Below are 26,439 nucleotides of genomic sequence, written 5' to 3' on the forward strand. Positions count from 1 at the left end.
GATTACATGGTCGCCATGGTCCAATAATCTAAGCGTTTTTGTGGGTTGGTTACAATCGATTTACAGCTATCTTTGTATTTTGACATCAATGCGCCTAAATTATTCGACCCAGCTAATTTATCAATTTGCTGTTGTTTAGCTTCGCTAACATCTGTTTCAACTTTTGCGGGTGCACGATACTTGCCCGCTATAGCGACAGCATCAATTGCAGATATTTTTAAACGATCTCCCACCGCTTTCATTTGTGGAGCGTTCATCGCACCAATCGCTTCTGAACTTATTTGATAATAAGCAGCACATTCTATTAACTCATCAGTAAATGCTTTTTCTGCAGCATCTTCTGCATATGCAGACATACTCACACACATAGCCGAAGCAGTAAAAATCCACATAGCAGATTTGTTCATGGTTGTTTCCCTTCATTTTTAGAAATTTGTAGATAATGTTAACGATTGATAATGCGCTAAACGAGAGCTTAAAAACTGTTCAACTTGAGGCCATTCCGTTTCAATAATCGAAAACACGACCGTGTCGCGAATGGTACCATCTGCTTGAATTTTATGATTTCGTAATATGCCATCTTGCTTGGCGCCCATCCGCGAAATAGCATTTCGAGAGGCATGATTATGCCAGTGAGTCCTAAATTCAACCGCAATGGCATCTAAGGTATTAAATGCATAACGCAGTAACAATAACTTGGATTCTGTATTAATAGCACTTCGTTGATAGGATTTAGCGTACCAAGTGTAGCCAATTTCAAGCCTACGATGGGGTTGTTCCCAATGACAAATACGAGTACTACCAATGATATTGCCTGATATTTTATCACGCACCGCAAACGCGACCGCTTCACCTCTTTTTTCACAGGCTAGAGCATACTCGACATACGCTTTCATACCCTCGAAATTGGGGATTTGTGTATACCATAATTTCCACAACTCACCATCGTTAGCCGCCAGAATTAAGCCTGGAACATGCTCTAAAGATAATGGCTCTAAGATGACATGTTCACCCATCAAGCAATCTTGCCTATTAATCCAGCTCAAATTAACGCTCCTTTCGTTAAAAGGTTACATTACCTTAACTGCATATAGATTTACAGTCAGTACCAACAATGTTTATATCCATCCCCAAAAAACATTGTTTTGGGTTTGTTGCTAAAATGCGAGCTAAAAGCGCTTGCTAAATGCGGCGTTCATCACAATAGAGTGATTAAAAACCGTGATTGGCGTTACTCACCCTAAACCATCCGGCAATACTATTACGGGTTTTCATTGTTGGCCTGACTTCATGGGGGAAGCGTTCACTTAAAAACAGTACTAAGGTACCAATATTCGGATTAACGACTTCTAGTGGTAAATCAGACTCATCATAAAGAATCAATTCACCGCCGTCGTTTTCTTGCCAATCAGGGTTTAAGAAAAATACTGTCGATAAAATACGATTTTGGCTGCCATGAAGTGAATCAAGGTGTTTTTTATAAAACGCACCCGGCTCATACACGGCATAGTGACTTTCAAAATCAAATAGTCCCATAAACAAACGTCGATTTAGGCCATCTTTCAATTGGTTCATAACCAATATATATTCTCGGTCAATATGATCTTGATTGTCCAGCCAGCTAATTTTATCGCAACGAACTTCAGTATTGATTTGCTGTTCTATACCTCGACCGATAGCCGCTTTTTTAAATTCAATATTTTGCTCAGCTTGCATTTTTTCAAGCAAGGCTAAACTTACATAATCAGGAATGATATCTGATAAAAGGATATACCCTTTATCGACTAACGCATCGGCGATCACATCCAGCATTGCTTCACTTATTTGCGAAACCATACATGCCACATCCAATAGAAAGACTACGCTTTTTACTTTACTCAAGGGCCCATAAATAAAATTAAGGCCATTATTTTCGAGGGGGCGTCATTACAAAGTATGATTACCATACCCTAGTTATTTTGGCGATGTTATAGAACAACATCGTCGTCGACACTATTTGTAAACATAAATAATTTGTAAAAAATTAAACAAAAAACCACAAGAGTATTTAACCCAAAAGGATAAATTTAATTGTGTGTCAATACGATCTCCGTTGATTCATCAGTATGACCACTATCGAGCTTTTGTGCTTCATTAGCCGCAATATGGCTTTGATGCATCTTCAATGCAAGATATAAATCAGACCGAATAGTGATCCCCTCATCCCCTGACACCATCTCTGTTTGTTCAAACCAACTCAATAATTGCCTTTTACGCCCAGCCAACACTAAACTAACCCCGCGCTTTTTGAGCAACACGTCAATATCGGATAACATTGCCATCACACTCAAATCTAAATGTGTAAAGCAAGGTACAGCATCGATAATCACGCAATCGACCGTTTCAAGCTGATTTTGTCGTGCAAAACGCTCCAATAAGCGACGCTTAAAATAAGTAGCATTAAAATAGGTTAGTGGAGAATTAAATCGATAAATAAATATCCCGGGGATGGGAGCCGCTTTATCACTGCTGTCTAGGCTACGGATAATGCCTTTAGAATCAAGTCCAAGCACTTGGTCTGTAGGCCGCATTACCGTGCGAAGGAACTGAAACAAGCCTAATAAAACCGCCAGAGTAATCCCAGGGATAACCCCAATAAAAAGTACCGCAAGGAAAGTCGTTAAGGCTAAATAAAATGCTTGGCGATCGCGTAAACGTAAACCCCAAATAGCGTTTAGATCAATGAGGTGTACTGACGCAATCACTAACACCACCCCCAATGCTGCGCTGGGAATAAATTCTAATGGCGCCGTTAAAAACACTGCAACAATGGCAATCAATACTGCGGCAATCACGGACACTAATTGGGTTTTACCGCCATTGGCATCGTTTACTGCGGTGCGGGAATCTGCACCACTCACGGCAAATCCTTGCGATAAAGCGGAAGCAAGATTGGCTAACCCTAGTGCTTTAAACTCTTTGTCAGCATCAATGTCGTAACCGTTTTTGGCCGCAAAACTGCGGGCTGTCAGCATCATACTCACAAAACTGACCATAGCTAAATTGAGTGCCGGCATAACTAACTCACGCACAATACCGAGATTAAATACTGGAGCTTGAAATGATGGCAAGCCTCCAGCCACGCTACCAATCACCGCAACATCATAATCGGTTAAATGAAAAAGCCACACCAATCCACCGCTCACAGCAATAGCAAACATTGATGCTGGCCATGTTGGTTTTAAGCGTTTCATCAAAAAATAAACTATCACAGTGAGAATGGCCATCAATAACGTCGGAACATGAGTTTGTGATAAATAACTCGGCGCACCGCCTAAACGCTCAAGTAAGTATTTTTCATCAAAGGTAAAGCCGAATATTTTTGAAAATTGCCCAACAATAATGGTAATCGCGACACCGTTTAGTAACCCCATTAATATCGGTTTTGACAAAAAGTCCGCTAGCACACCTAATTTAAACCGACTCGCAATCAAGCACCAAAACCCCGTCATCACGGTCATGGTCATGACTAATTGCCAATGCTTAAGACTATCCCCAGCCGCAAGAGGTGTGACAACAGCAGCAATAACCGCACATGTTGCGGCGTCAGGCCCAACGATAAGTTGTCTTGATGTGCCAAATAAGGCATAAATTAGCATAGGTAACACACATGAATACAAACCTACCGCAGCATTGACGCCCGTCAACTGCGCATATGCAATTGCCACGGGCAAAGCGACGGCGGCAACAGATAAGCCTGCGCGAACATCATCTTTAAGCCAGCTTCGCTCGTAACGAGAAAAAGTCTCTAAACCAGGCATAAATCCATATAACCGACTCAGTAGCACAGTAACCTCAATAAAAATAATGTAGGCATTTATCATAGTTTTATTTCAAATTAATTACGACATATTCACGAGTGATAAATAAATATTTTGTAAACTAAAAAACGCCAAGCGAATTAGGCTTGGCATTATGTACAACAAGTTAGTCAGTAAACTAAAATTCGGTTACTCACCAAAGTGAGTGATTGGACCCATTAGAGTGGCGGGGTAATGACCTAAATACTGCCCCTATGTATTCAAAAAAATTCCCTATTTGACTCTAATGCAAACACCATCCACCTATATTATTCATTACAAAATCAGCCTCAGTAAATGCCTAATAGCATGGTAGACTAATGTTGATTTAGCATTATCTGCAGCAACACCTAAAGTACACGAGGTTCACGTGGTATCGCCATCAAAGTTTAATTCATCTCCTGTATCAGCGGGTATCCCCCATTTAGCGATGCTAATCCCCATGCTTGCCGCCATTGTCGCCATTACACCTCTCGCTATCGACATGTACTTACCGGCAATGTCCACATTGGCATTAGGGTTTGATACCGACATCACCACGGTGCAACAATCACTCAGTATTTATTTGGCGGGCTATGCATTGGGCATGCTGATTTTTGGTCCACTGGCCGATAAAATTGGTCGTCGACCACTGGTTATTTTTGGGTTGTTAGGCTTCACATTGATAAGTTTGTTAATTGCACTGAGTACCAGTATTGAACAGTTTTTGATGCTGCGCTTTGCCCAAGCATTCATTGGCGCGGCGGCCACGGTTGTGGTTCCGGGCTATATTAAAGAAATTTATGGCGACAATACGGCCAAAGGTATGTCGTATGTCAGCCTCATCATGATGTTGGCACCATTACTCGCCCCGACGATGGGCAGTTTGATTATGGAACTCGGCGATTGGCACCTGATCTTTTTAAGTCAAAGTTGCTATGCCATTACGCTACTGGCTTTAGTGTTATTTAAACTTAAAATGCCCAGCGATAAGGACTTAGGCGGGCGCAGTCAAAAATCATTTTTACGCGCCTACTACACCGTATTTTCCCGTAGTGGGGTCAAACTGAATTTATCTAGCGGCGTATTAACCTCATTTGCCTTCTTTTGCTATTTAACCGCTTCGCCATTTATTTACATGGAAGTGTTTCATTTAGATAAATCGTTATTTGCTATTTTATTTAGCACCAATGTGGGCGCCTTGATGCTGGCTAACATTGTTAATTCCAGAATTGTGACTCGGTTCGGGTCAAAACGCATGTTGCATGTAGCCACCTTTTTTTGCTCCATTGCCGCAACAGGCTTGTTAGCGGTTAATTTACTGGAGTTAAGTTATCACTTTACCGTGCTGATGCTAATCCCATTAATGGGCTCCCTAGGTGTAATGTCGGTCAATGCTGACGCCATCGTATTAATGAAATTCAAGCAAGAAACTGGCACAGCAACAGCCGTTATCGGTACCCTCAGATTTGGTTTTGGTGCTGTCGCGGGGCCATTACTGGCGTATTTTTATGACGGTAGCGCAGTGCCTTTTTCGGCGTTGATGCTTAGTGCAGTATTATTAGTTGGGGTGTGCCAGTTTTTTCAAAGTACCTTACCGAAAAATGATGCCGGCTAACTAACACTGCGGTAAACAAGGATAAGGCCATTAATATCGATGGTCTTGTCCTTATGTGAACGCCAAAATATTGAACCCTACCCTTCACTTAAATCAGTCCCATGAATAGCTTATCTAACGCTACAAATCACTTATCAGAACGACTTACTAATACGGAAAATCTACCCGTTACTCTGTGGCCTTTTTGTTTAGCACATATTAGTGAATAAATAACAAACGAAATCGCTGAACTAATCAAGCTGGTAATAAAAAAGCCTACAAACATGTAACCCATTATCCAGGTGTCTAATGTTGATCCGTCAATACCCGGCTCTGCGCCAATTATAACCACGGCTCGAAGTAAAATCGTTATCACAATAGCAAAGGTAAAACTAATCAATGCGGCTATTTTCATGTAAGAATTGAAACTCAATTGAACTCGAGCTTCATATCCATAAACTTGATTAAATTTCTGCGATTCCATGTCCGCCCTCTTAGTAACATTGCCACCCCCCCCCCTTTCACAGCAGTTCAGAGGCAGAGTTCATTAACCGACCTCACCCTACATTTGCAGTTTATCTAGGGGCTGTTGATCTTTGTTTAAATTTTGTGCGAAGAAGGTAATCTCGTATAATTCACTTCGCCAAAAACAAATACAACGAGATTACCATGCCCCGATTAATGCTCACTGATGAGATGTGGTCGAAGCTAAAAGCTATTCTGCTTGATGATAGAGTTTATAACAAGCAAGAGCATCGATTTACGATGGAAGGTATCCTTTACCGATTGCGTGTTGGCTGCCCTTGGCGAGATTTACCTGAATATTTTGGCTTATGGAATACCATTTACCGTCGATTTTTACTGTGGTCAAGAAAAGGTATTTTACTTAGGCTGTTCAAAACATTATCGACTAATAGTGATACTGAATGGGAATTTATTGATGGAAGTTATGTAAAAGCCCATCAACACAGTTCAGGTGCATCATCTGATGAAAATCAAGCAATTGGGTTAAGTCGTGGTGGTAATACAAGCAAAATCCATCTCGCGGTAGATAGCTATGGTTTACCGATAGAATTCATTGTTACAGGTGGAGAAGTTCATGATAGCAAAGCAGCTAATGCCCTTATTGAACTATTGCCACAAAGTCATTTTATTATTGCAGACAAAGGCTACGACAGTGAAGCGATTAGAGATAAAGTGCGTGAATGTGGTTCAAAGCCAGTGATCCCTAGAAGACAAAATTCGAAGCAAGGAAATGGCGATATCGATTGGTGTTTATACAAATATCGGCATTTAGTTGAAAATGCTTTTGCTCGGCTCAAGCATTTTAGAGCGATAGCTACCCGCTATGATAAATTGAAAATTAATTTTGAAAGCCTGCTGGCTCTAGCTTGCTCTATAATTTGGCTGCCAATGTGAAAGATCAACAGCCCCTAGTCTGAAACCGTTAGATTTTGATTATAGGTCTTATGGCGCCTTGCGATTACTTGTACATCTTATATACCGCCCCCAAATAAGTTCATAAACATGAAACTATTTCAAGCTTGAAAAATAATTAACTAAAGTAGTTGCAGTAAAAATAAATTTACATAAGATGGAAGGAAGAGCTAAGTCAGTCTCTGATGGACAAGTTGTTGAATTTAACTGCTGTTAATTCAATCCTCGAGTTTGAATTACCCTTCAAACTTATTTATTCAAACGATTACCGTCGTTGTATACAAGATACTGTTTACCATACGGTAACTTAACAAGGATTTATTTCATGGAAAAGCTTTCTGGCGCGAATATGATCGTGCGCTCATTAATTGATGAAGGTGTCAGCCATATCTTCGGTTATCCCGGCGGTTCAGTATTAGACATCTACGATTCTCTGCATACAACATCTGGTATAGAACACATCTTAGTTCGTCATGAACAAGCTGCGGTGCATATGGCTGATGGCTATGCACGAGCCACGGGTAAAGTGGGCGTAGTGTTAGTGACTTCCGGTCCTGGTGCAACCAATGCCATCACAGGTATTGCCACCGCTTACATGGACTCCATTCCATTAGTGGTGTTGTCTGGTCAAGTGCCAAGTAATTTAATTGGTAATGACGCCTTCCAAGAATGCGACATGATTGGTATTTCACGCCCTATCGTAAAGCACAGTTTTTTAATAACCGATGCTAAAGACATTCCAGAAACGGTCAAAAAAGCCTTTTTCATTGCCGCGACAGGTCGTCCCGGACCAGTCGTTATTGACTTGCCAAAAGACTGCTTAAGCCCAGATATACTGCATGAATATGTTTACCCAGACAGCGTTAAAATGCGCTCGTACAATCCAACGACAGCAGGTCATAAAGGCCAAATTCGTCGAGGCTTGCAAGCTCTACTGGCCGCTAAAAAGCCGGTGTTATATGTCGGTGGTGGCGCGGTTATCTCAGGTTGTGATGCACAACTCCTTGCCCTTGCGGAACGCTTGAACATTCCCGTAGTCAGCACCCTAATGGGATTAGGCGCCTTTCCTGGCACCCATAAGCAGAGTTTAGGCATGCTAGGAATGCATGGTTTATATGAAGCCAATATGGCGATGCACAACACCGATTTAATTTTTGGTATTGGGGTCCGTTTCGATGACCGCACCACCAACAATGTTGAAAAATATTGCCCCAATGCAACCATTTTACACATCGATATTGATCCATCGTCTATTTCTAAAACCGTCAGAGTCGATATTCCAATTGTTGGCTCTGCCGATAATATTCTAGATGGTATGTTAGATCTACTTGATGAGTCTAAAGCCACTAATGATGTTGCCGCTATTACCGCATGGTGGGGCGATATCGAAATTTGGCGCTCACGTAAGAGTTTAGAGTTCGATCGTACAACCGATAGGATCAAGCCACAGCAAGTTATTGAAACATTGTACAAACTCACTAATGGTGACGCTTATGTGGCGTCTGATGTAGGTCAACATCAAATGTTTGCCGCCTTGTATTATCCTTTTGATAAACCCCGCCGTTGGATTAACTCAGGTGGATTAGGCACCATGGGCTTTGGTTTACCTGCGGCGATGGGCGTTAAGATGGCCTTCCCAGAGGCAACCGTAGTGTGTGTCACCGGTGATGGCTCTATCCAAATGAATATTCAGGAGCTTTCAACGGCACTACAATATGATACTCCTGTTAAAATCATCAACTTAAATAACCGTTTCCTTGGTATGGTAAAACAATGGCAAGACATGATTTACTCTGGTCGTCATTCCCATTCTTATATGGATTCTGTGCCTAATTTTGCCAAAATTGCAGAAGCCTATGGTCATGTTGGTATGAACATTAATCATCCAGATGAACTTGAGTCTAAGCTGGCTGAAGCGTTAGCGATGAAGGACAAATTAGTGTTTGTTGATATCAGCGTAGACGAGACCGAACACGTCTACCCTATGCTCATTCGCGGCGGTGCGATGAGCGACATGTGGCTAAGCAAAACGGAGAAAAGCTAATGCGTCGTATTATTTCTGTATTACTTGAAAACCAACCGGGCGCATTGTCACGAGTGGTGGGGTTATTTTCTCAGCGCGGTTACAACATTGAAAGCTTAACCGTTGCGCCCACTGAAGATATTACCTTGTCACGCTTAAATATTACCGTGATTGCCGATGCAAATATTCTTGAGCAAATTGAAAAACAATTGCATAAGCTTATCGATATTTTAAAAGTGGCTAACATTACTGAGTCGCCCCACATCGAACGTGAAATTGCCTTAGTTAAAGTTAAAGCTCAAGGCGATCAACGTGAAGAAGTTAAACGCACGGCGGATATTTTTCGCGGTCAAATCGTCGATGTCACCGCCAATATTTATACTATTCAAATGGTCGGAACCAGCGATAAAATTGATGCCTTTATCCATGCGATCACCGATATGACCAAGGTGATTGAAATATCACGTTCAGGTGTGGTCGGTTTAGCCCGGGGGGAAAAATCAATGAAAGCTTAATGGCAGCTTGGCTAATAGAAAAGCAGAGTCCTTTTGGGCGCTGCTTTTTTATTGACGATAAAGCGAAGTTACCGATAATATTTCACTGACTTCGCTTTAATTTGTACATTAACCTTCAATCAAACATTTGGCTTCAACGCTAAAGACTTTCATGCCTCTGAACGTCCAAAACCGTCAAACTTTCCAGTCTCCACTATCAGCAAGTCATTAACCGCATTATCGTTAGCTGTATAACGGTTTTGCCTCCAAGGGTTTAGCTTCAACAATATATCGATATTCAGCATTACCGCTGAGTTGATCAAATGGATAACAGGTTATCAAGGTTAAGTGACTATCTGGCGTGGGGGCAAGCACCTCAATGTCGGTTTCATGTACTACTTGTGTCGCGGTTATTTGATATAACACCCGTTCGCCAGCAGTACTATAAAGCTCAATAATATCGCCTACTTTAACGTATTGTAAACGCATAAAATGGCTGTCACGATGGCCCGCAATGATCATATGTCCCTGATCCCCCAACGCCGCGCCGCCTAACATCAACCCAGGACCAAAGGCTAAATTGCGCCCAGATGCCCCCGCTAACACATATAAGTCACTCCCCAATGGTTGTAAACCATCGGTTTGTTGTTGCAACACGCGCATTTTAGCCACCGGGTGGGTGTCAGCCCAAGACCAAGGTTTATGCGGTTGATTATCCACCAAGGTTTTTTCAAATGCTCGCTCAATCAAAAATTGGGCAAAATGGGCCTTAGCTTGCATATAACCTCCCTGTATCAATAGTCCACAACCCAACACACTTGTCAGCACAATAACAATCCAGTGCTTGGCCGGTGATATTGTTCGCTGCATATTCTACCTCCAACTTACTCATTTGATTCAATCACTAACAATTGGCCCGGTAAGCATTGTCTTAACCATAAATAGTGCAGTAATCCTAAGCTCAGCAGGCTAAAACCAATTAATAACCATAACCGACTGCTGGTCCCCGTTTGTGGCAACACTTGCGAAGAAGACGGTGCAGCTTGTAAACCATGGGGCATATGAGGCTGCAATTTGACATCAATGGGGCTATCAATCAATGGATTCACCGGAGTGACATCCACTGCGACTAAACTCGTTTGGCTGGTCACTAAGTGATACAAGATCCCTAATGCTTCCACTTGTTTATTGACGCGGTCGCGGCTGGCATTGTCTTTATAAAGCTCAAGTGATGTTATTTGCGCATTTGCCCATAACAAATCAATGCCCTTAGCAGCTTGGTTATTTTCAAAATCAAGCTGTTGCTGCCAATACTGGCCATTAATATTGCCCGACACTATGATGGGTTGCTGCTGATGTGATGCTGATTTAATGCTTACCCAAAGCGGTTCGTTTTGATATAAATCGCTAATCGTCGTCGGCCAATAATCTGGCACGCTGCCATCAAGGTAGTGCAAGCCAATATTGGTCAACACCGGCTGCTCAATTTTATTCAGCAATTGCTCAATTTTTTGCTGCACTTCTGACTCATCACCAATGTAGGTAAATGTGCCACGTCCCATAGTCGCGGCTCGGCGCATAAAATCTGAATTTGGCGCCGAGCCAATACCCACCGTGAATAAGCGGCTGTCACCCAATTGATCGTTAATAAGCTGATACAACTCATGTTCGTTGCCAACAGCACCGTCGGTCATAAAAATCACTTGGCGCAACATATCACTGCGTATATCGGTTTGATTAGAATCTTGCTGCACACTATCCACCAGCGCGGTTTGAAGTGCACTGCGCATTTCGGTGCCACCATCAGCCTCTAATGCATAAATAAACCGCTTGGCTCGATCAATATTACGACTATTGGCTGGCAATGGTGTCGCTGACAACATGCTCACGTCACTATTAAATTCGATAATATTAAAGGTGTCGATATCACGCAGCCCCGCAAGCGCAAATGGCAACGCTTGTTTGGCTTGAGTGATTGACTGACCTGACATTGAACCTGAGGTATCGATCACCAAAATCAGTTCTCGAGCAATAAGATGTTGCTCACTGACCTCGACACTGGGCGGCATTAACATCACCAGCGAGTACAAACTGTTGTCGACGGGATGGGATTGTCCTTGCAATGGATCGGTGCCATTAACCTTGTTGATTTCAAAATAGCTTTTAACATCGGCTTCAACATGGGTTTTACCGGTTTGATAAAAGGTTGCCGCTTGCGGTAATGCGCCAACATTGGCTTGCCATTGCAACACAAAATCGCGATCGGCAATTTGCTTACCAGTAAAACTCACACTGTATAGATGACCCTTGTTAGATTGTTTAATCGGATGATACAGACTGCTAAGGGATGTCAATTCAAAACCAGCATCAATGCTCACTTGCATATTGACCTGCGTATCGATCTGCGTGTTGGCCATTAATTCAGGCTGAGCTAGCGGCTCTACGCCATGATTATCTTGCGGGTTATAACGCGGGGTAATCGCTAATGGGAAACGTAAACTAAACACTCCATCGCTATATTCAATCTTTTGCTGATAACTGATCTCAACCACTAATTGTCCGTGCGGCGCTAAGTTAGCCACCTCTGATATAAACAAGTTACGTCGCTGTTGCTGTAACAAGCTAGCCTGTTTGCCTTGCTTTTTTGCGGTTTCAAAAGTGTGTAACGCTTGTTTTTTAGGTTGGATTTGTCCGTTAATGACTTTGTCACCGATGCGTAATGCCATGCTATCGACTGCTGCCGTTTCAGGTAACGGAAATAAATAGCGCCCATTAACCCATAGATCCGAGTCATTAATAAAAACTTGTTTAACCGTGACTCGATTAAGTAAGCCCGATACTTTCATACTGACTTGCGTGTCCAAAGCCAAGGCTTGTATCACCTGGCCTTGTTGAAAATACACTAAGCTGCCTTGGGTGATATCGTCATCTTGATATCCTGCCGGTGATGCATGCACAGTTGTAACACTGGCATTAACAACAATAAATAGACATAAGTACAGCAACTTACCGACATGATGTACAGACAAACGTGTTACAAAAAAAAACGGCTGCATAGCGGATCCTTACCCATAGGCTGCAACACCATTGTTTGCGCCTATGGGTCATATTCAAAACAACAAAGAAAATTGACTGGGTATTTAACTCGTGGTGAGTTTAATTCGCGGCTAATTCAGCACCCGGCGCCATTAACTTGATCGTGACGCGACGATCAAAAAAGTCATTTTCAAAATTTTGTTGTTGGTGCATTGGCAAACTAGCGCCATAAGCTTGTCCGTGCAGACGTTGCCGTTCAATGCCCTGTGCAACCAAATATTGAGTTACTTCAGCCAAACGCTGTTCAGACAAAGCTTGGTTAAAATCATTATCGCCACGGCGGTCGGCATAACCGGTTAAATCAATGGTCAGTTCTGGTGACAAGTTCATCATGTAAGCCACATTATCTAACTGCTGCTCGAATAACGGTTCAATATGGCTCGATCCTGTCTTAAACTGCACATGCATCCCAATAGTTAACTCATTAAGTGTTCGTTGTTGATTGGCTTTTTGTTCTGCTAAGCTCGACTGTAATTGATAGTATTTATCTGACACCTGCTCCAATGTTTGCTGTTTAGTGTTGAGTGCTATTAATTGCTCGTTGGTTTGAGCCAACTGTTGATTTTTCGCCACTAACTGTTGTTTTTGTTGGGCTAATTCGGCATCGTCTCCAACCGTTTTACCAATAAATGTGCCAGTTAATGCACCAATAAAGGCACCTACAGGGCCGCCAATCACAGCACCCAGTACAATCCCAGAACTTAACCCCACCAGTTCTTCAGTGTGTTCACGTTCAGCAGAAATGTCAGCGTCATTCGCCCAGCTCATATTTGAAACCATCATAGTGCTGATCATTGTTGCGGCAATAAGTTGCTTTTTCATAAAGAATCCCTTTTAGCGGTAGTTTAAAAATGAATGTCATCATCAATACATGAGTTAATGTGTGGCTGATTAACTCTATGTCGCTATTAAACACCCCATACATGGCTTTATTTGGGTTCAAAAATGGCAATGTGGCGATCAAATGTGGCAACAATATGGCAATTGCCGCTGACGGCTTTTTTGGTCGATAAAATCCTGTATAGTCAGCACTGTATCCATTTACCAGCTTATTGATTGAAATCAACTCATGAAACGAATTGCCATTGTTGAAGACGAAACCGCTATCCGCGAAAATTACAAAGATGTCCTGCAACTGCAAGGGTATAGCGTGCAAGCCTATGCAAATCGGCCAGCAGCCATGCTCGCCTTTAATGCACGTTTACCAGACTTAGCCATTATTGATATTGGTTTAGAGCATGAAATTGACGGCGGTTTTACCCTATGCCAAGCATTACGCGCGATGTCGAGCAGCTTACCGATTATCTTTTTAACCGCTAGAGACAGTGACTTTGACACCGTTTGCGGCCTACGTTTAGGCGCCGACGACTACTTATCAAAAGAGGTCAGCTTCCCTCATTTAATGGCCCGTATTGCAGCCCTATTTCGCCGTTCTGAATTGATCGGTTCAAGCCTAGTTGAAGACAACTTACTCGAGCGCGGTCACCTCACCATTGATGGCAACCGTATTCAGGTATATTGGAAGTCGCAACCGATAGAACTGACGGTCACCGAATTTTGGATGGTTCACGCAATGGCAAAACACCCAGGCCATGTGCGTAGCCGGCAAGATTTAATGCAAGAAGCCAAAATTTACGTCGACGACAGCACCATTACCTCACACGTTAAACGCATTCGAAAAAAGTTTATCGCCATCGACCCTGAGTTTGACTGTATCGATACCGTTTATGGCATGGGTTACCGCTGGGACAATATCTAACAGATGAATTTACCGATAGGGCTGCGTGCCAAAGTCGTCATTTTATCGCTGTTTTTACTCTGCCTACCATGGCTTGGGTATGAATATGTATGGGAAATGGAAAAGTACCTCCGTTATGGTCAAGAAAAAACACTCGAAGGCACCACCCAAGCCCTTGCGACTGCCCTGCATGAACGGCCTAAGTTATTTGACAACCAAGCCAGCTTTTTAAACCAAGTTGAAAAAGGTCGCGACTTATATGCCTACCCTCTCGCAGGTCCTATTCAACTCGATGGCAAACTAGCTGACTGGGATTTATATCAACATCGCACCCTTAACTACTCTGATGAACATGTTATTTATCAACATAATGAAGCCGACCCTATTGAGATTAATTTTACTCACATGGTGGGAAAATATGGCGGTTATCTCTATGGATTTTTTAACGTCAGTGACCAAAGCCTGATTTTTCGTAGTCGTAATAGTTTGCGGATTGATAGAAATGATCACTTAGTGATGGCAACTCAATCACCCGATGGTCAGTTCAGACGCTATATCATTGCCAATAGTAAAAGTGGTTGGCTAAGCGCATTTGAATTACCCGCCGATCCCAGCCAATCGATGCCCGTCAGCCCAGAAGTCCGCATTCAAGGCCAATGGCTAACAACAAACAAAGGTTACAATATCGAATTTAGACTGCCACTCGATATGGTTGGCAGTAAATTAGGGTTTGCGATTCATAATGTTAACGATGCTAACACCCGTCAACTGGTCAATGTTATTGGCACATCCGCCACCGATTCAGTCGCCAGTTTAGGCACGGTATTAGTGCCCTCTCCTGAAATTGAAAAAATCATTAAAGGCATGAGCCATAACAGCTCACGGATCTGGGTGGTCGACAATCATGGCCGCGTATTGGCAAAATCGGGCGATATTCGTTCATCATCTAACACCTGGGCCGATGACCTTAACGTCAATCAACCAGACTCACTTTGGCTGCATTTTAAACAGCAATACATATTGCCGCTTTACTACAAAATATTGACTCGTCCACCGCAAAATTTTATTGATTCACTGCAAGACTCAACCGAGCTCACTGGTAGCCACATTGAAAAAGCCTTAAGCGGTAAACAAGGCTCAACATGGCGCCTAACCCCAGACAATAAAGCCGTGGTACTGGCGGCGGCTAGTCCTATCTGGATTGACGATAAAGTGATGGGAGTGGTGATAGCAGAAGAAACCACACACGGTATTCGTAGTTTACGTAATCGCGCGCTGGAAAAGCTGTTTAACGTCATTTTGACCGTGATGAGTATGGGCACATTAGCCTTGTTTATCTTTGCCTCGAGCATTTCAAGCCGCATTCGTCGTCTGCGCGACCAGGCCGAATTAGCTATCGACAGCCAAGGCCGAGTAAGACAACAAATTGTGGCATCAAAGAACCGCGATGAAATTGGCGACTTGTCACGCAGCTTTTCAAGTATTGTCAGCCGCTTAGGTCAATACACTCATTATTTAGAAAACATGTCGTCACGCTTGTCACACGAACTGCGCACCCCCGTTGCCGTAGTACGTAGCTCGCTTGAACATTTAGGCTTGCAGCAACTTGACGAGCAATCACAAAAGTACGTTAATCGTGCGCAAGAAGGCGTGAGCCGATTGCACCTTATTTTAAATAATTTAAGTGAAGCAACCCGTCTAGAAGCCAGTTTAACTCAAGCAGAAAATTGTCGTTTTTCATTAAAAAAAGTCATCAGCGGTTGCATCCAAGGTTATCAGATCACTTACCCAGACCAACGCTTTAGCGTCCACATTGAAGATAAAGCCATGTTTTGCGATGGCGTAGCTGAATACATTGCCCAATTAATGGATAAACTGATCAACAACGCGATTGAGTTTCACCAACCCGATAGCGCCATCACCGTCAGTCTGAGCCAATATCAAAAACAAGCGATATTAAAAGTCAGTAATATTGGCCCTTTACTGCCCAAAGACATGAACAGCCAAATTTTTGAATCTATGGTGTCAATCAGGCCTCAAGGCATTAATGGCAAGCCCCATTTAGGCTTAGGACTGTATATTGCGAGATTGGTAACCGACTTCCATCATGGCACCATTAAAGCAACCAACATCATAGAGGATGGCATCGAAGGGGTCGAAATGTGCCTCAGTTTACCGCTAAGTGATGAAAAATAATCAACCTCAGCATTTAGGCGCTATTAAATGTGCTCGTTGGTGCTAGGATGACAATCAATCGCAAACCGCTCACCGCAGCGCATTTATCCATGTCATTGATATTTGGTTAATAAATATTAGCTAAAGCACATACCATAGACGCTGCTAAAAAATGGAAATAACGATATGAGTAAAGACGATAAATTAGCGACCAAAATTGTTAGCCTAGGTCGTGATAAAAAATTCACTAAAGGCATTATTAACCCACCGGTTTTTCGTGCCTCAACCGTGGTGTTCGACACTATGGACGAGATGCGCTTTGCGATTAAAAACAAAACCAATGGCGAAATGTTTTATGGTCGTCGTGGTACCCCAACCCACTTTTCGTTTCAACAAGCCATAAGCGAACTTGAAGGCGGCGCAGGCACCGCTTTGTACCCTTCTGGTACAGCCGCTATTAGCAGCGCATTATTATCATTCTTAAAAAGTGGCGACCACTTATTAATGGCTGACACGGCTTACGAACCCACTCGCGATTTATGCAACAAAATGCTGGCAGGGTTTGGCATCGAAACCACCTATTACGACCCCATGATTGGCGAAGGCATTAGTGATTTAATCCGCCCAAATACCAAAGTATTATTTCTAGAATCACCGGGCTCAATCACCATGGAAGTGCAAGATGTGCCTACGCTCAGCCGCATCGCCCACCAACATAATATTATTGTGATGCTAGACAATACCTGGGCATCACCGATTAACTCTCGCCCATTTGATATGGGTGTCGACATCTCCATTCAAGCAGCCACCAAGTATATTGTTGGCCATTCCGATGTGATGATGGGCACCGCCACAGCCAATGAACAATACTGGCCACAGCTACGTGAAAACAGTTATGTAATGGGCCAAACCACCTCACCTGATGACGTCTATTTAGCCGCTCGCGGTTTACGTACCTTAGGGGTTCGTATGGCACAGCATGATAAAAATGCCCTAAAAGTGGCAAACTGGTTGGCCTCTCGCCCAGAAGTGGATCACGTGCGTCACCCTGCGTTTGATACTTGTCCTGGCCACGCGTTTTTTAAGCGCGACTTTAGTGGTGGCAATGGCCTATTCTCATTTGTGCTAAAACAAGGCGACTTAGCGTCAGTGACTGCTTTTGTTGAAAATATGGACCATTTTAAAATGGGCTTTTCATGGGGCGGTTTCGAAAGCTTAATTTTAGGCATATTCGGCATTAACAAGATTCGCACCGCCACCCAATGGGATAGTAGCAAACCCTTGATAAGACTGCATATTGGGCTAGAAGATGCCGACGACTTGATTGCCGATTTAGACGCTGCATTTGACCGCTATAATGCAGTAATTAATCTGTAGCTTAAGTTTCGAGATAATAGTTTTGGGATGATAGCGTCGAGATAATAGCGTCGAGATAATAAGCGCTTATCAAACAGTCTATTATCCTGCTAACCTACTGTATTGATAGTGTATTGATAGTGTATAAATAACGACAACAATATCTTATGGAATGTGGGTGTTAAAGGAATTAAATGAATTTTATCAAATTAGTACTATTTAGTCTGTGTATTAGCATTGGCTACTATGCGTTGACTATATTGGCAATAGGCCAGTCCGCTGCCGGCAACTTATTATGGTGGTTAAATAGCAGTCAATATCCTACCGCAATGCACTTAGCGCAAAACTTTGTTGGCATTGGCCTAGCCGCGTTAATTCCAACCTTTGTGGTGCGCAGCTATGAGCCTGCAAGACAATGGATTGCCATCACAATTATGATTGTAGCCACGATGTTTTTGCACGGCAATAGCCATTACATGCCATGGGATCCTATGGGCATTGTAAGATTTGTTAACAACACACTGTTTTATGGTGATATCGGCGCCAAAGCATTGTTTTTCTATATCTTACTGCTGCCTATATTGTGGTTGTTATTGCTTAAGCGTATGGCGCGGATCTAGCCTCTGCCGAGTCAATACACAGTAACTAGCTGTAGCCGGTAAGTATGATCATTACTCTAGAGCCCTGAGTCGTTGCGATTCTGGGCTTTTTTATTGTCGGTTATCGATTGTTGATTGTTGATTGTCTGTATCGGGCTAAAAAAAACAGAATGACAATGTTTGCGCGCAATCGCTATAATTAGGTGTCAAAAACCTCTCACCCAATCACAGAACCAATCTCTGAACCCAATGTATAAGCAATAGCGACTCAACAGAACATGGTCATCATCAAGTGAAATATAATCCCCTCAGCTCGGTCTATTAAGCACCCAATAGTCATTTAGCCGAAGTGAATCAGTATGTGCAGTTCACCCAAAACCAATCTAGCTGCTGCTACGCCAAAAGTGCCCTTTCGCAGCTTTATGGCCAGCATGACATTAGCGCAGAGACAACATTTTGCACAAGTCGCTAACCGCGCCGATGACCGACGTCAAATAAGAGAAGATAGACTAAAAGGTCAACACAATATGCCAGAGGCTAAACCTGTAAACGTGACCGGACATAACAACAACTCATTCATCAATAAGTTGATTCACTTTTGTCAGCAACACTTAGTGGTGTGACGGCAAGCTTGCCGAGCTTTTTTTTGATGAAGATAGGATAAAAAAGATAAAGGAAGGGTGAAAATAAAGTTTTACTACATTACTCCTCTAATACTGAAATAAATATCCGCTCAGCATTCCACAGCTCGATTATTTTGCGCGTCTTCTTGGCATTCCAAAAACATTTACCAAATACAATAATCCCAGCGCCTTCCAGTTGCCTTGGTTCGGATATGTTAAAGTGGGATAATATTGTTGATTTATATTTAGACAAAGGTATGCCTACATCGTTGCAATCAGATGGGTTTAACCAATCAAGCTCTTTGTCTAGATGGGAAATGGTGCCCCAGTACATTTTAGGTTTAGCCTGTTTTACGCTGTCACTGGGTTCGGCATCGGCAAAGTTAACAAACAAATTTTTGGCTTTGAATGTATAACCAACATCAAGCTCAATCAAGGTACTAGACTGGGCTAAATCGCTACCCCGCATTAGGCTGTTGAGTATTTTCTCTAAGCCTAACCTCTTGATATTACTTTTCGGTTTTTCTTCAGCGTCTATTCGACTGCTAATGTCAGGCTTAGGATTTACTTTAGGATTAAGTACTGAGGCAGTGGTTTGCTCAGCGGTGCTTTTATTATAGGTGCTTAGCTTGTCTTTAGCTTTTTTGATCGACTTTGATAATAGGAAATCAATACTAATTACATCAGCGCCCGCAATAATTTGATTCACTTCAAGACTATGGCTAACTTCCCGCTCCCGCTGCGTTGATGGCGAGCCTTCATCGCATCCTACAATATGATATCGAGAACCAAAACACGCCGCTTTACCGTCTGAGCTTCTCTTACGATAATACGCTTTGCCTTTGCACTCAGGGCATTCTAAAAATTGCCTAAATTGTTCAATGTCAGTTTCAGGTAACGCCTGAAATTTCAAAATTGAGAAAGTGTGCCTTTCACCACCATAAGTACAAACTGCATCAATCATTTAATATCCACATTTCCTGTAATAAACTATCTATAAAAACTAGCTATAAAAAAACCTTTAAGCCCAACTGAACCATACCAAGTTATGAATAAAATGACTACTTTGCAATAGCGCTAACCGCTGTCGACAGACATGATCAATTAAATCACTTTTAAACGCGTTTTTTTGGAAATAAACGAGTTTAAACTAACCTTTTAACGTGATGATTTGTATTGGGAAAGCATGCCAATCTGATATGTACTAACCCTGTCAGTAACAGCAGATGAAATGTCATTACTTTTGTCAGTTTTGGGAAAAAGAGAGGCCTTTATGACTATCAGATTAAGGGCTGGAAATAAAGTCTACCCTGACCCTGAGGGATCCCCACGAATTTAACAGCATGTTTGTGGATCCTTGATTAAATCTTATAGCATCTTGATCCCTGTTAGCCAGTGAGACTTCAGCAGCTTCAAATGCCTATCTCTGTAGGCTCTTATTCCTATAAATTAGTTTGATAAAACATTACGATGTTTGATCGAATTCGCTTGGTATTACCTATGCTTATCAGCCGCTTTGACTGCCAATCCTAGCAAATACAACATAAATTGAAATAGACAGGCGATGAGTAGTAGAACGCTTAGTTTATGCATAATCCTTGAGCCACTCTCATTCATTTTTAGTGGGTGGCAGACTGCCAGCATGTGGGCAAAGACTTACCAGCGCTACAATATCTATCGCGCTAACTTTATCGCGGCGTACTTCCCGACAAAAAACATCATTAGTAATGTCGATGGACAAGTCAGCTTTGAGTATCAAGACATCAAACTAAGTCTACAAAAATACGCACGTTACCTACCACTGACTTTCTATGGTTAGTGCTCCAACCTACTTTACCTAAGGGATTACGACGAGTGCGGGACTATTGTTACAAACAGTGGATGGTTCAGAGGTATCGCCAAGAAGCTCAGGTTACAGATACAGCTTATGTTGGCGATTGCTGGTGCGACATTTCCAATATTGACCGAGGTAAAGCGCAGATTAGCGACACGCAGTTGTCCATGTTGCCATCAATCTATGCGCTTTATGGGCATACAAAACGACCAACACAGTTAATACCCATCACCTAACACTGAAAATGATGGCTTAGGAAATGACTTAACGGATACTAAGGATAAATTAGCTCAATACACTGATCTTTATATTCTTTAAATGATTAGCAATAGTGCTAAGGGGACGTGCTGGCTCAAGAAAAAAAGCCCAATAACTGTCACTTCAAACAGAACGTAATCTCGATCTGTTATTTACTTAATAAAGAGTAACATCGCAAGTGTTCGGGCTTGTTCAACACTTGCGATAAGGACACGGCTTCGCGCGGCCTATCCTTATTTGTATGAATCATTAATATAGTGGATAACTACATAAGATTGGCCACTTAACTACACGCCTCAAATTTACAGTGTAATATTGCTATAAAAGTGTAACTTTTTATTCAATTATACCTCTAGCCTTGAGTAAGGCCGTTTTGAAGTCATCCACCTGATCTTTTGCTAGCCCTGGAATCATTTCATCTTTTGGGCTGTTGCGCATTTTTAAGTGATAGATGAGAACATCATCCGTTAGTTTTTCGATAGCATCTTTATATCCAGCTTCTTTGGATAGTTTAATAATGAATTGCATTAAGCTCAGATCCGAATCTTTTTGCCATTCAGGATGCATTAACTCGATAAGTTCATCAACACGGTGACACTTCATAAGACTCTCCGTTTTTAATTCATTATCTAAAGTATCAAATTTCGAGAAAAACACCTAGGAAAGGTTTTGTAATAAATAACGACAGCCTATTAACAATTATGTTCTTGCTATTTATTGTTTAATAGCTTGTTCTGCAAGGATTAATAGACCAATAAGTAAATACATAGCCATATATGGCCATGTTTCAAATAGGAAACCAACGGCTGTTCCCTCTTGGAACTCCCAGCCGCACCGCAACATTTTCAAACAGCGAAAACGTCGCCACGGGGATTTATTAGCTTTTGACTTCATCTGTAACCGTCTTCGGCCTTATTCGAAAATGCTAACACTTCCGATGGTACATCCTGTACCGCGAAAGCTAGCGGGCATCTGATAGACGGGATGTCTGAATGCCTTGAAGCACATGGATGTGCGGGAAAGGCCATGGCCAGCTCACGCTATTTTCTTCAACGGCCTCAAGTTCAGAGTTGAGTTTCACCATTTTCAAGTAAGGCTAACTCGTTGTTGGACGTGCGACCTGAGGTCGTATGAAGCGCTGTTCACCGCGATAAGAGTGAACCATCTGTATCACCAGGTGCCCCTAAGACTCTGAATAAAGCAGCGAGTCTGACAATGTAACGATATTCGGCTTTTGCCGAATGGGAACAGAATCGTGAGAGGATGTTCTTCCTGATAACCACAAATCGGGTAAGTGCTAGGGTGTCAGTATGATGAACGTAAGTGAATCCATGTAAGGTGCGTTATACGAGAAACAGCGGAAGTGGTTTATACGCTGTGGCCAAAATGGCAATGAGAGTTGGAAAGAAATTGTCCAGTATTCTTTCGTGATCGATACGCTCTCCGCACTATAGTGGGCATCTAACCTGACGTTGCGTGACATACGGAACAGGGTAAGCCTGTATTGCTCCCTTTGGGAAAGTGGTCTGCGAAGACTGCCGATAGTAATGCAGGTAAAGGAGGCTAGAAAAAGCAAATGCCGCATTGTAATGATATGGATACAGGTTGTTATCTGGCGCGAAAGCGAGCTGACTTCTAGCTGGTCTCCCGTTGCAAGATGATTTGAAGAACTTTATTCAAGGAGAAACGCAAATGATGGCTTCAAACGAAGTTAGTGCCTCTTCTGACAGCACTCAATGGCAATCCATTAACTGGAAGGCTGTTAAGCAACATGTATTAAAGCTTCAAATGCGCATTGCAAAAGCAACCCGAGAAGGTAAACACGGTAAGTCGAAAGCATTGCAGTGGATACTCACCCACTCTACATCAGCAAAATTGCTTGCTGTTAAAAGAGTTTCTCAAAATAAAGGCAGCAAAACACCAGGAATTGACGGCATCATTTGGAACACTGATGCTCGTTGTATGACTGCGGTGAATCAACTGAGTCGAAAAGGCTATCATGCCAAACCGCTCAGGCGTATCTACATCCCCAAGAAAAACGGCAAACTCAGACCTTTAGGCATACCCTGCATGATAGATAGAGCGCAGCAAGCGCTTCATCTTCTCGCTTTGGAGCCTATTTCGGAAACGGTAGCCGACCTCAATAGCTATGGCTTTCGACCTAATCGAAGCGCAGCAGATGCAATTGCACAGTGCTTCAAATGTTTATGTATGAAGCGCTCTAGCCAATGGGTTCTTGAGGGTGACATCAAAGCCTGTTTCGATAAGATTGGTCATCAATGGCTTATCGACAACATTCAATTAGATAAACGAATGCTGAAACAATGGCTTGGATGTGGTTATATTGATAAAGGATTGTTCTATAAAACAGCTGAAGGAACACCACAAGGTGGGATAATCTCCCCAACGCTGATGTTGCTCACGCTGGCTGGGTTAGAACAGTTGGTTAAGTCTATTGCCTGTAAAACAGGGAATAGAGTCAACTTTATCGGATACGCAGACGATTTTGTCATCACAGGTTCTTCGCAAGAAGTCCTAGTTAATGAAATCAAGCCGCAACTCATTGGCTTTCTACAGGAAAGGGGCTTAACACTCTCTGATGAGAAAACACACATTACTCATATCAATGATGGTTTTGACTTTCTGGGATTCAATATCAGGAAGTACAAAGGCAAACTGCTCATTAAACCGAGCAAGAGCAACGTTCTATTATTTTTGAGCAATCTACGTGAATTCATCAGAAAACATCCCACAATACCTGTTAATGATTTAATCAAAATATTGAATCCGAAACTGAGAGGATGGGCGAACTATTATCGCCACAGTGTTGCAAAGCAAGTTTTCGGTTATGTAGGCCATCAACTTTTCTGGCTTTTATGGCGATGGGCGGTAAGGCGTCACCCCACGAAAAGCAAAGACTGGGTACGTCGAAAATACTACATGAATCGCATAGGTGGGTGGCAATTCCACGGCTGGCAGAAGATTGCCAACATGGACTGCCATTTTAATCTGGTTCAGATAGCTCAAACGCCGATAAAAAGACATGTGAAAATCAGGAGTGCAGCGACGCCTTACGACCCAGAATATGAAGTTTACTTAGGTAAGCGCAAGCGGGTAAAGGAAAGCAGAAACTCTTGGTTTGATCCTGTCTTGGCTGCTATATAGGGTGCTGGGTAACAGAACACGCCTTAGTGGAGGCTTGAGCCGTATGCAGTGAAAGTTGCATGTACGGTTCTTAGGAGGGCGGTACTTGGTAACAAGTGCCGCCTATCCGACAAAAGCTTCTTAGAGTTAATGTTCAAAACTCTATCGTTCACATTACGGTAAGTATGGCTAAGTTGCAAAATACCAGGAAGACAGTTGTGGTTAGCCTCTAATTAAGTAGCCAGCTTAACTAGACCACTTGTATGTTGAATCTTTGGATGATTTAACAAATTAGCACTCGATGGCCAATCCATCAGTAATATGGTCGATTTAAAAGAGCAGAAAAGCTTGATATCAATCAAGTGGAAGATGGTTTTGTGGGATTAAGTAATTGTTGCTTAGGCACACAACCAGCGTTGGCAGTTGGCTACGCCTTGTCGTCGTTTTCGGTCTAAATGTTCGCAATATTCTGTTAATGCAGGCAAAGCCCCTACCGCACCTTTGAATAATACCCCAAACTCTGTGGTGATTTTTAACCAGTTTTCAGCAGGAATATTCAGTCTATTAAGAATAGCTTGGCTACTTGCACAAATGGCACCCCGTTTATCCTCTCGAATAATTCGCCCGGTATCTTCCACCAACACAATATAGTCTTTAACACTGAACATCAGGCCTTTAGGCATGTTTAAACGCTCATTCCCCACAAAAGGCAATAACTCTGCTGGTTGTTCACCTTTTATTGCTGAGTTAATTCGGCGTTGAATGCTGGTGTAGTTTGAGGCTTCTGGTGTGGTGGCCATTTTGGCTCTAATAGGGTTTAAATCAACATAAGCCATACAGCTCAGAACGGCTGCTTCGCCGAGTAACGCCTGGGATTTAAAGCGCCCTTCCCAGAAGCGACCTGTACACTTATCTTCTTTATTGGCCATTCTAGCAATTGGCTCACTTAAAGAACGCATAAACCAACTGATATCAATTAAGCGTTTACGGTATTCAGTAATGCATTCATTAACCGTTTGAAGTTCAAATGAGTTAAGGTCTTCTTCTTTTAAGTATTTGTGCGTGAGTAACGTACCTTTAAAGCCTTTGTGCCATTGAGTGAGCACGTCTTTATCTGACCACTGTTTTACTTTGTCAGCATCGATTTTCAACACTACATGCAAATGGTTACTCATCACGACATAAGCACAGATATCAATAGCAAAGATGGTCGCTAACTCAAGAATGCGTGAATCAACCCACTCACGCCGATGCTCAAAGTTCTCACCAGTGGATTTATCAAAACCACATAAAAATGCCTTACGCACCACACGCGAACAACAGTGATAGTAAGGCGTATCTTCTAAACTCACGAGGGTTTGTCTTGGTCTGGCCATCTTCAAGTACCGTTTTTAAAAAGGTAAATAAAGCCTAGCTCACTGTTGAATATTTCGCCAATTAGAGTGGGTGGCCATATTTAACCACTGCCTAAATGGTCGCGCAGTACGTGCTGGAACGGTGATTGATTACCTAAGCTGCCCACATGGGCTTTCATCTTAATGGTGTGGTCACCAATGTAGGTTTTATCTACCGTACTGCTTAAGGTCACTTCACGCTCAAAACTGCCCACATAATACGTGGTCGATACCACACTACCACTTTGCTGTTTAACCTGTTTATAGCGGTTACCATTCGCATCGTAACTGAATGTACTTTTTACATTATTGCGGTCAACCGTTAACGGCTTGTTTTGGTCGTTATAGGTTAACGTTACGCCATCACCCGTGAGCCGGTTACCGTTATTGTCATAGGTAAAGGTTTTTGTACCACCACGGATAAACTGCCTAATGGCGTTAGGGCCTGCATTACCGCCAGCACCTTTGCCTACAATACCGTAAAGATACTGACTGCCGTAATCGCCTTTAACAAGGATATTACCTGCGGCGTCATAATCATAATTAACCGCAGCATAGGAGATACCTTTGTACGTTTTAGTTGAGTCATCAACCCGCATGAGCTCGTCATAGTTGTAGCTTTCTTTGAACTGGGTAATCACATTGTGTTGAAAGGCTAAGTTACCCATCCCATCATAATCATAATTTAAGTATTGCACCCCGATAGAGTCAACAATCTTGGGTGTCTTAATTATTATTTTATAATTTAAGTATTGCACCCCGATAGAGTCAACAATCTTGGGTGTCTTAATTATTATTTTGCACCTTTGGAGTGCTTAAAGGCGTTTGTGGTCCTTGCTACCCCTACCGGAAA

At 42.4% G+C, this 26,439-nt stretch carries 22 protein-coding genes and 2 pseudogenes; 11 read left to right on the top strand and 13 right to left on the bottom strand.

Annotated features, from left to right (window positions below; translation table 11 throughout):
- Positions 1–2 precede the first annotated feature (2 nt).
- From EGC80_RS18340 to EGC80_RS18355, 4 genes are all read right to left on the bottom strand, one after another.
- A complete protein-coding gene (locus EGC80_RS18340; protein ID WP_232772196.1) occupies positions 3–392 on the bottom strand; it encodes a hypothetical protein in 390 nt (129 codons plus the stop codon).
- A gap of 33 nt (positions 393–425) precedes the next feature.
- Positions 426–1,016 (bottom strand): GNAT family N-acetyltransferase, encoded by a 591-nt coding sequence (locus tag EGC80_RS18345; protein WP_101034684.1) that lies wholly within the window; start codon positions 1,014–1,016, stop codon positions 426–428.
- A 196-nt stretch (positions 1,017–1,212) separates the two neighbouring features.
- On the bottom strand, positions 1,213–1,836 hold the full coding sequence (locus EGC80_RS18350; protein ID WP_101031973.1) for a 2OG-Fe(II) oxygenase: 624 nt from the start codon (positions 1,834–1,836) through the stop codon (positions 1,213–1,215).
- A 230-nt stretch (positions 1,837–2,066) separates the two neighbouring features.
- Complete coding sequence (locus EGC80_RS18355; RefSeq protein WP_372491500.1) at positions 2,067–3,863, bottom strand: SulP family inorganic anion transporter; 1,797 nt, start codon at positions 3,861–3,863, stop codon at positions 2,067–2,069.
- A 406-nt stretch (positions 3,864–4,269) separates the two neighbouring features.
- Between EGC80_RS18355 and EGC80_RS18360 the strand changes: the two genes are divergently transcribed.
- Positions 4,270–5,436 carry a multidrug effflux MFS transporter gene (locus EGC80_RS18360; protein WP_101034686.1) on the top strand — a complete coding sequence of 389 codons (1,167 nt, stop codon included), beginning with the start codon at positions 4,270–4,272 and terminating at the stop codon, positions 5,434–5,436.
- Positions 5,437–5,563: 127 nt separating this feature from the next.
- Here the strand turns inward: EGC80_RS18360 and EGC80_RS18365 are convergent, their stop codons facing one another.
- The gene (locus EGC80_RS18365; protein ID WP_101031974.1) at positions 5,564–5,899 is read right to left on the bottom strand and encodes a hypothetical protein; all 336 of its coding nucleotides are present in this window, start codon (positions 5,897–5,899) and stop codon (positions 5,564–5,566) included.
- A gap of 185 nt (positions 5,900–6,084) precedes the next feature.
- Between EGC80_RS18365 and EGC80_RS18370 the strand changes: the two genes are divergently transcribed.
- The 3 genes from EGC80_RS18370 (at position 6,085) to ilvN (ending at position 9,390) form a co-directional block, all read left to right on the top strand.
- Entirely contained in the window at positions 6,085–6,834 is a 750-nt protein-coding gene (locus tag EGC80_RS18370) for an IS5 family transposase (RefSeq protein WP_124011573.1), read from the top strand.
- 343 nt (positions 6,835–7,177) lie between these two features.
- Positions 7,178–8,896: an acetolactate synthase 3 large subunit gene (locus EGC80_RS18375; RefSeq protein WP_101031975.1), complete on the top strand. Its 1,719-nt coding sequence runs from the start codon at positions 7,178–7,180 to the stop codon at positions 8,894–8,896.
- The gene (gene ilvN / locus EGC80_RS18380; protein ID WP_101031976.1) at positions 8,896–9,390 is read left to right on the top strand and encodes an acetolactate synthase small subunit; all 495 of its coding nucleotides are present in this window, start codon (positions 8,896–8,898) and stop codon (positions 9,388–9,390) included. Before EGC80_RS18375 ends, ilvN begins: the two co-directional genes overlap by 1 nt.
- A gap of 222 nt (positions 9,391–9,612) precedes the next feature.
- Here the strand turns inward: ilvN and EGC80_RS18385 are convergent, their stop codons facing one another.
- The 3 genes from EGC80_RS18385 to pdsO form a co-directional block, all read right to left on the bottom strand.
- The gene (locus tag EGC80_RS18385; RefSeq protein ID WP_124011692.1) at positions 9,613–10,239 is read right to left on the bottom strand and encodes a class GN sortase; all 627 of its coding nucleotides are present in this window, start codon (positions 10,237–10,239) and stop codon (positions 9,613–9,615) included.
- Between the two features lie 14 nt (positions 10,240–10,253).
- Positions 10,254–12,425: a marine proteobacterial sortase target protein gene (locus tag EGC80_RS18390; protein ID WP_124011693.1), complete on the bottom strand. Its 2,172-nt coding sequence runs from the start codon at positions 12,423–12,425 to the stop codon at positions 10,254–10,256.
- Between the two features lie 100 nt (positions 12,426–12,525).
- Complete coding sequence (gene pdsO, locus EGC80_RS18395) at positions 12,526–13,287, bottom strand: sortase-associated OmpA-like protein PdsO (RefSeq protein ID WP_101031979.1); 762 nt, start codon at positions 13,285–13,287, stop codon at positions 12,526–12,528.
- A 247-nt stretch (positions 13,288–13,534) separates the two neighbouring features.
- Between pdsO and pdsR the strand changes: the two genes are divergently transcribed.
- The 5 genes from pdsR (at position 13,535) to EGC80_RS18420 (ending at position 18,956) form a co-directional block, all read left to right on the top strand.
- Entirely contained in the window at positions 13,535–14,224 is a 690-nt protein-coding gene (pdsR, locus tag EGC80_RS18400) for a proteobacterial dedicated sortase system response regulator (RefSeq protein ID WP_101031980.1), read from the top strand.
- Positions 14,225–14,227: 3 nt separating this feature from the next.
- Positions 14,228–16,399, top strand: a complete 2,172-nt coding sequence (gene pdsS / locus EGC80_RS18405) for a proteobacterial dedicated sortase system histidine kinase (protein WP_124011694.1) — start codon at positions 14,228–14,230, stop codon at positions 16,397–16,399.
- A 165-nt stretch (positions 16,400–16,564) separates the two neighbouring features.
- Positions 16,565–17,755: a cystathionine beta-lyase gene (locus EGC80_RS18410; protein WP_124011695.1), complete on the top strand. Its 1,191-nt coding sequence runs from the start codon at positions 16,565–16,567 to the stop codon at positions 17,753–17,755.
- A gap of 173 nt (positions 17,756–17,928) precedes the next feature.
- Entirely contained in the window at positions 17,929–18,354 is a 426-nt protein-coding gene (locus EGC80_RS18415; protein ID WP_101031983.1) for a hypothetical protein, read from the top strand.
- A gap of 338 nt (positions 18,355–18,692) precedes the next feature.
- Positions 18,693–18,956 (top strand): hypothetical protein, encoded by a 264-nt coding sequence (locus EGC80_RS18420; protein ID WP_124011696.1) that lies wholly within the window; start codon positions 18,693–18,695, stop codon positions 18,954–18,956.
- A 79-nt stretch (positions 18,957–19,035) separates the two neighbouring features.
- Here EGC80_RS18420 and EGC80_RS18425 read toward each other — a convergent pair whose 3' ends face one another.
- Positions 19,036–19,920 carry a hypothetical protein gene (locus tag EGC80_RS18425; protein WP_124011697.1) on the bottom strand — a complete coding sequence of 295 codons (885 nt, stop codon included), beginning with the start codon at positions 19,918–19,920 and terminating at the stop codon, positions 19,036–19,038.
- A 404-nt stretch (positions 19,921–20,324) separates the two neighbouring features.
- Positions 20,325–20,579 (bottom strand): annotated as a pseudogene (locus EGC80_RS18430) (IS4 family transposase); the annotation flags it as partial.
- Between EGC80_RS18430 and EGC80_RS18435 the strand changes: the two are divergent.
- Positions 20,580–21,012 (top strand): annotated as a pseudogene (locus EGC80_RS18435) (transposase); the annotation flags it as partial.
- 372 nt (positions 21,013–21,384) lie between these two features.
- Here the strand turns inward: EGC80_RS18435 and EGC80_RS18440 are convergent.
- Positions 21,385–21,651, bottom strand: coding sequence for a YihD family protein (locus tag EGC80_RS18440; RefSeq protein ID WP_124011698.1), 267 nt, complete (start codon positions 21,649–21,651; stop codon positions 21,385–21,387).
- Positions 21,652–22,740: 1,089 nt separating this feature from the next.
- Here EGC80_RS18440 and ltrA point away from each other — a divergent pair.
- Positions 22,741–24,213 (top strand): group II intron reverse transcriptase/maturase, encoded by a 1,473-nt coding sequence (gene ltrA, locus EGC80_RS18445; protein WP_124693505.1) that lies wholly within the window; start codon positions 22,741–22,743, stop codon positions 24,211–24,213.
- Positions 24,214–24,590: 377 nt separating this feature from the next.
- Here the strand turns inward: ltrA and EGC80_RS18450 are convergent, their stop codons facing one another.
- Both EGC80_RS18450 and EGC80_RS18455 read right to left on the bottom strand, forming a co-directional pair.
- Complete coding sequence (locus tag EGC80_RS18450) at positions 24,591–25,568, bottom strand: transposase (protein WP_124011700.1); 978 nt, start codon at positions 25,566–25,568, stop codon at positions 24,591–24,593.
- 80 nt (positions 25,569–25,648) lie between these two features.
- Positions 25,649–26,254, bottom strand: coding sequence for a hypothetical protein (locus EGC80_RS18455; protein ID WP_124011701.1), 606 nt, complete (start codon positions 26,252–26,254; stop codon positions 25,649–25,651).
- Between the last annotated feature and the right edge of the window lie 185 nt (positions 26,255–26,439).

This window comes from Shewanella psychromarinicola (genome assembly GCF_003855155.1).
GTDB lineage: Bacteria > Pseudomonadota > Gammaproteobacteria > Enterobacterales > Shewanellaceae > Shewanella > Shewanella psychromarinicola.

Coding starts and splice junctions, on each gene's coding strand:
- EGC80_RS18345 (WP_101034684.1), bottom strand. CDS start 1,016: ATGGGTGAACATGTCATCTTAGAGCCATTATCTTTAGAGCATGTTCCA.
- EGC80_RS18440 (WP_124011698.1), bottom strand. CDS start 21,651: ATGAAGTGTCACCGTGTTGATGAACTTATCGAGTTAATGCATCCTGAA.
- ilvN (WP_101031976.1), top strand. CDS start 8,896: ATGCGTCGTATTATTTCTGTATTACTTGAAAACCAACCGGGCGCATTG.
- EGC80_RS18365 (WP_101031974.1), bottom strand. CDS start 5,899: ATGGAATCGCAGAAATTTAATCAAGTTTATGGATATGAAGCTCGAGTT.
- pdsO (WP_101031979.1), bottom strand. CDS start 13,287: ATGAAAAAGCAACTTATTGCCGCAACAATGATCAGCACTATGATGGTT.
- EGC80_RS18390 (WP_124011693.1), bottom strand. CDS start 12,425: ATGCAGCCGTTTTTTTTTGTAACACGTTTGTCTGTACATCATGTCGGT.
- EGC80_RS18370 (WP_124011573.1), top strand. CDS start 6,085: ATGCCCCGATTAATGCTCACTGATGAGATGTGGTCGAAGCTAAAAGCT.
- EGC80_RS18360 (WP_101034686.1), top strand. CDS start 4,270: ATGCTAATCCCCATGCTTGCCGCCATTGTCGCCATTACACCTCTCGCT.
- pdsS (WP_124011694.1), top strand. CDS start 14,228: ATGAATTTACCGATAGGGCTGCGTGCCAAAGTCGTCATTTTATCGCTG.
- EGC80_RS18355 (WP_372491500.1), bottom strand. CDS start 3,863: ATGATAAATGCCTACATTATTTTTATTGAGGTTACTGTGCTACTGAGT.
- EGC80_RS18455 (WP_124011701.1), bottom strand. CDS start 26,254: ATGGGTAACTTAGCCTTTCAACACAATGTGATTACCCAGTTCAAAGAA.
- EGC80_RS18385 (WP_124011692.1), bottom strand. CDS start 10,239: ATGCAGCGAACAATATCACCGGCCAAGCACTGGATTGTTATTGTGCTG.
- EGC80_RS18415 (WP_101031983.1), top strand. CDS start 17,929: ATGAATTTTATCAAATTAGTACTATTTAGTCTGTGTATTAGCATTGGC.
- EGC80_RS18350 (WP_101031973.1), bottom strand. CDS start 1,836: ATGGTTTCGCAAATAAGTGAAGCAATGCTGGATGTGATCGCCGATGCG.
- pdsR (WP_101031980.1), top strand. CDS start 13,535: ATGAAACGAATTGCCATTGTTGAAGACGAAACCGCTATCCGCGAAAAT.
- EGC80_RS18420 (WP_124011696.1), top strand. CDS start 18,693: ATGTGCAGTTCACCCAAAACCAATCTAGCTGCTGCTACGCCAAAAGTG.
- EGC80_RS18450 (WP_124011700.1), bottom strand. CDS start 25,568: ATGGCCAGACCAAGACAAACCCTCGTGAGTTTAGAAGATACGCCTTAC.
- ltrA (WP_124693505.1), top strand. CDS start 22,741: ATGATGGCTTCAAACGAAGTTAGTGCCTCTTCTGACAGCACTCAATGG.
- EGC80_RS18375 (WP_101031975.1), top strand. CDS start 7,178: ATGGAAAAGCTTTCTGGCGCGAATATGATCGTGCGCTCATTAATTGAT.
- EGC80_RS18340 (WP_232772196.1), bottom strand. CDS start 392: ATGTGGATTTTTACTGCTTCGGCTATGTGTGTGAGTATGTCTGCATAT.
- EGC80_RS18425 (WP_124011697.1), bottom strand. CDS start 19,920: ATGATTGATGCAGTTTGTACTTATGGTGGTGAAAGGCACACTTTCTCA.
- EGC80_RS18410 (WP_124011695.1), top strand. CDS start 16,565: ATGAGTAAAGACGATAAATTAGCGACCAAAATTGTTAGCCTAGGTCGT.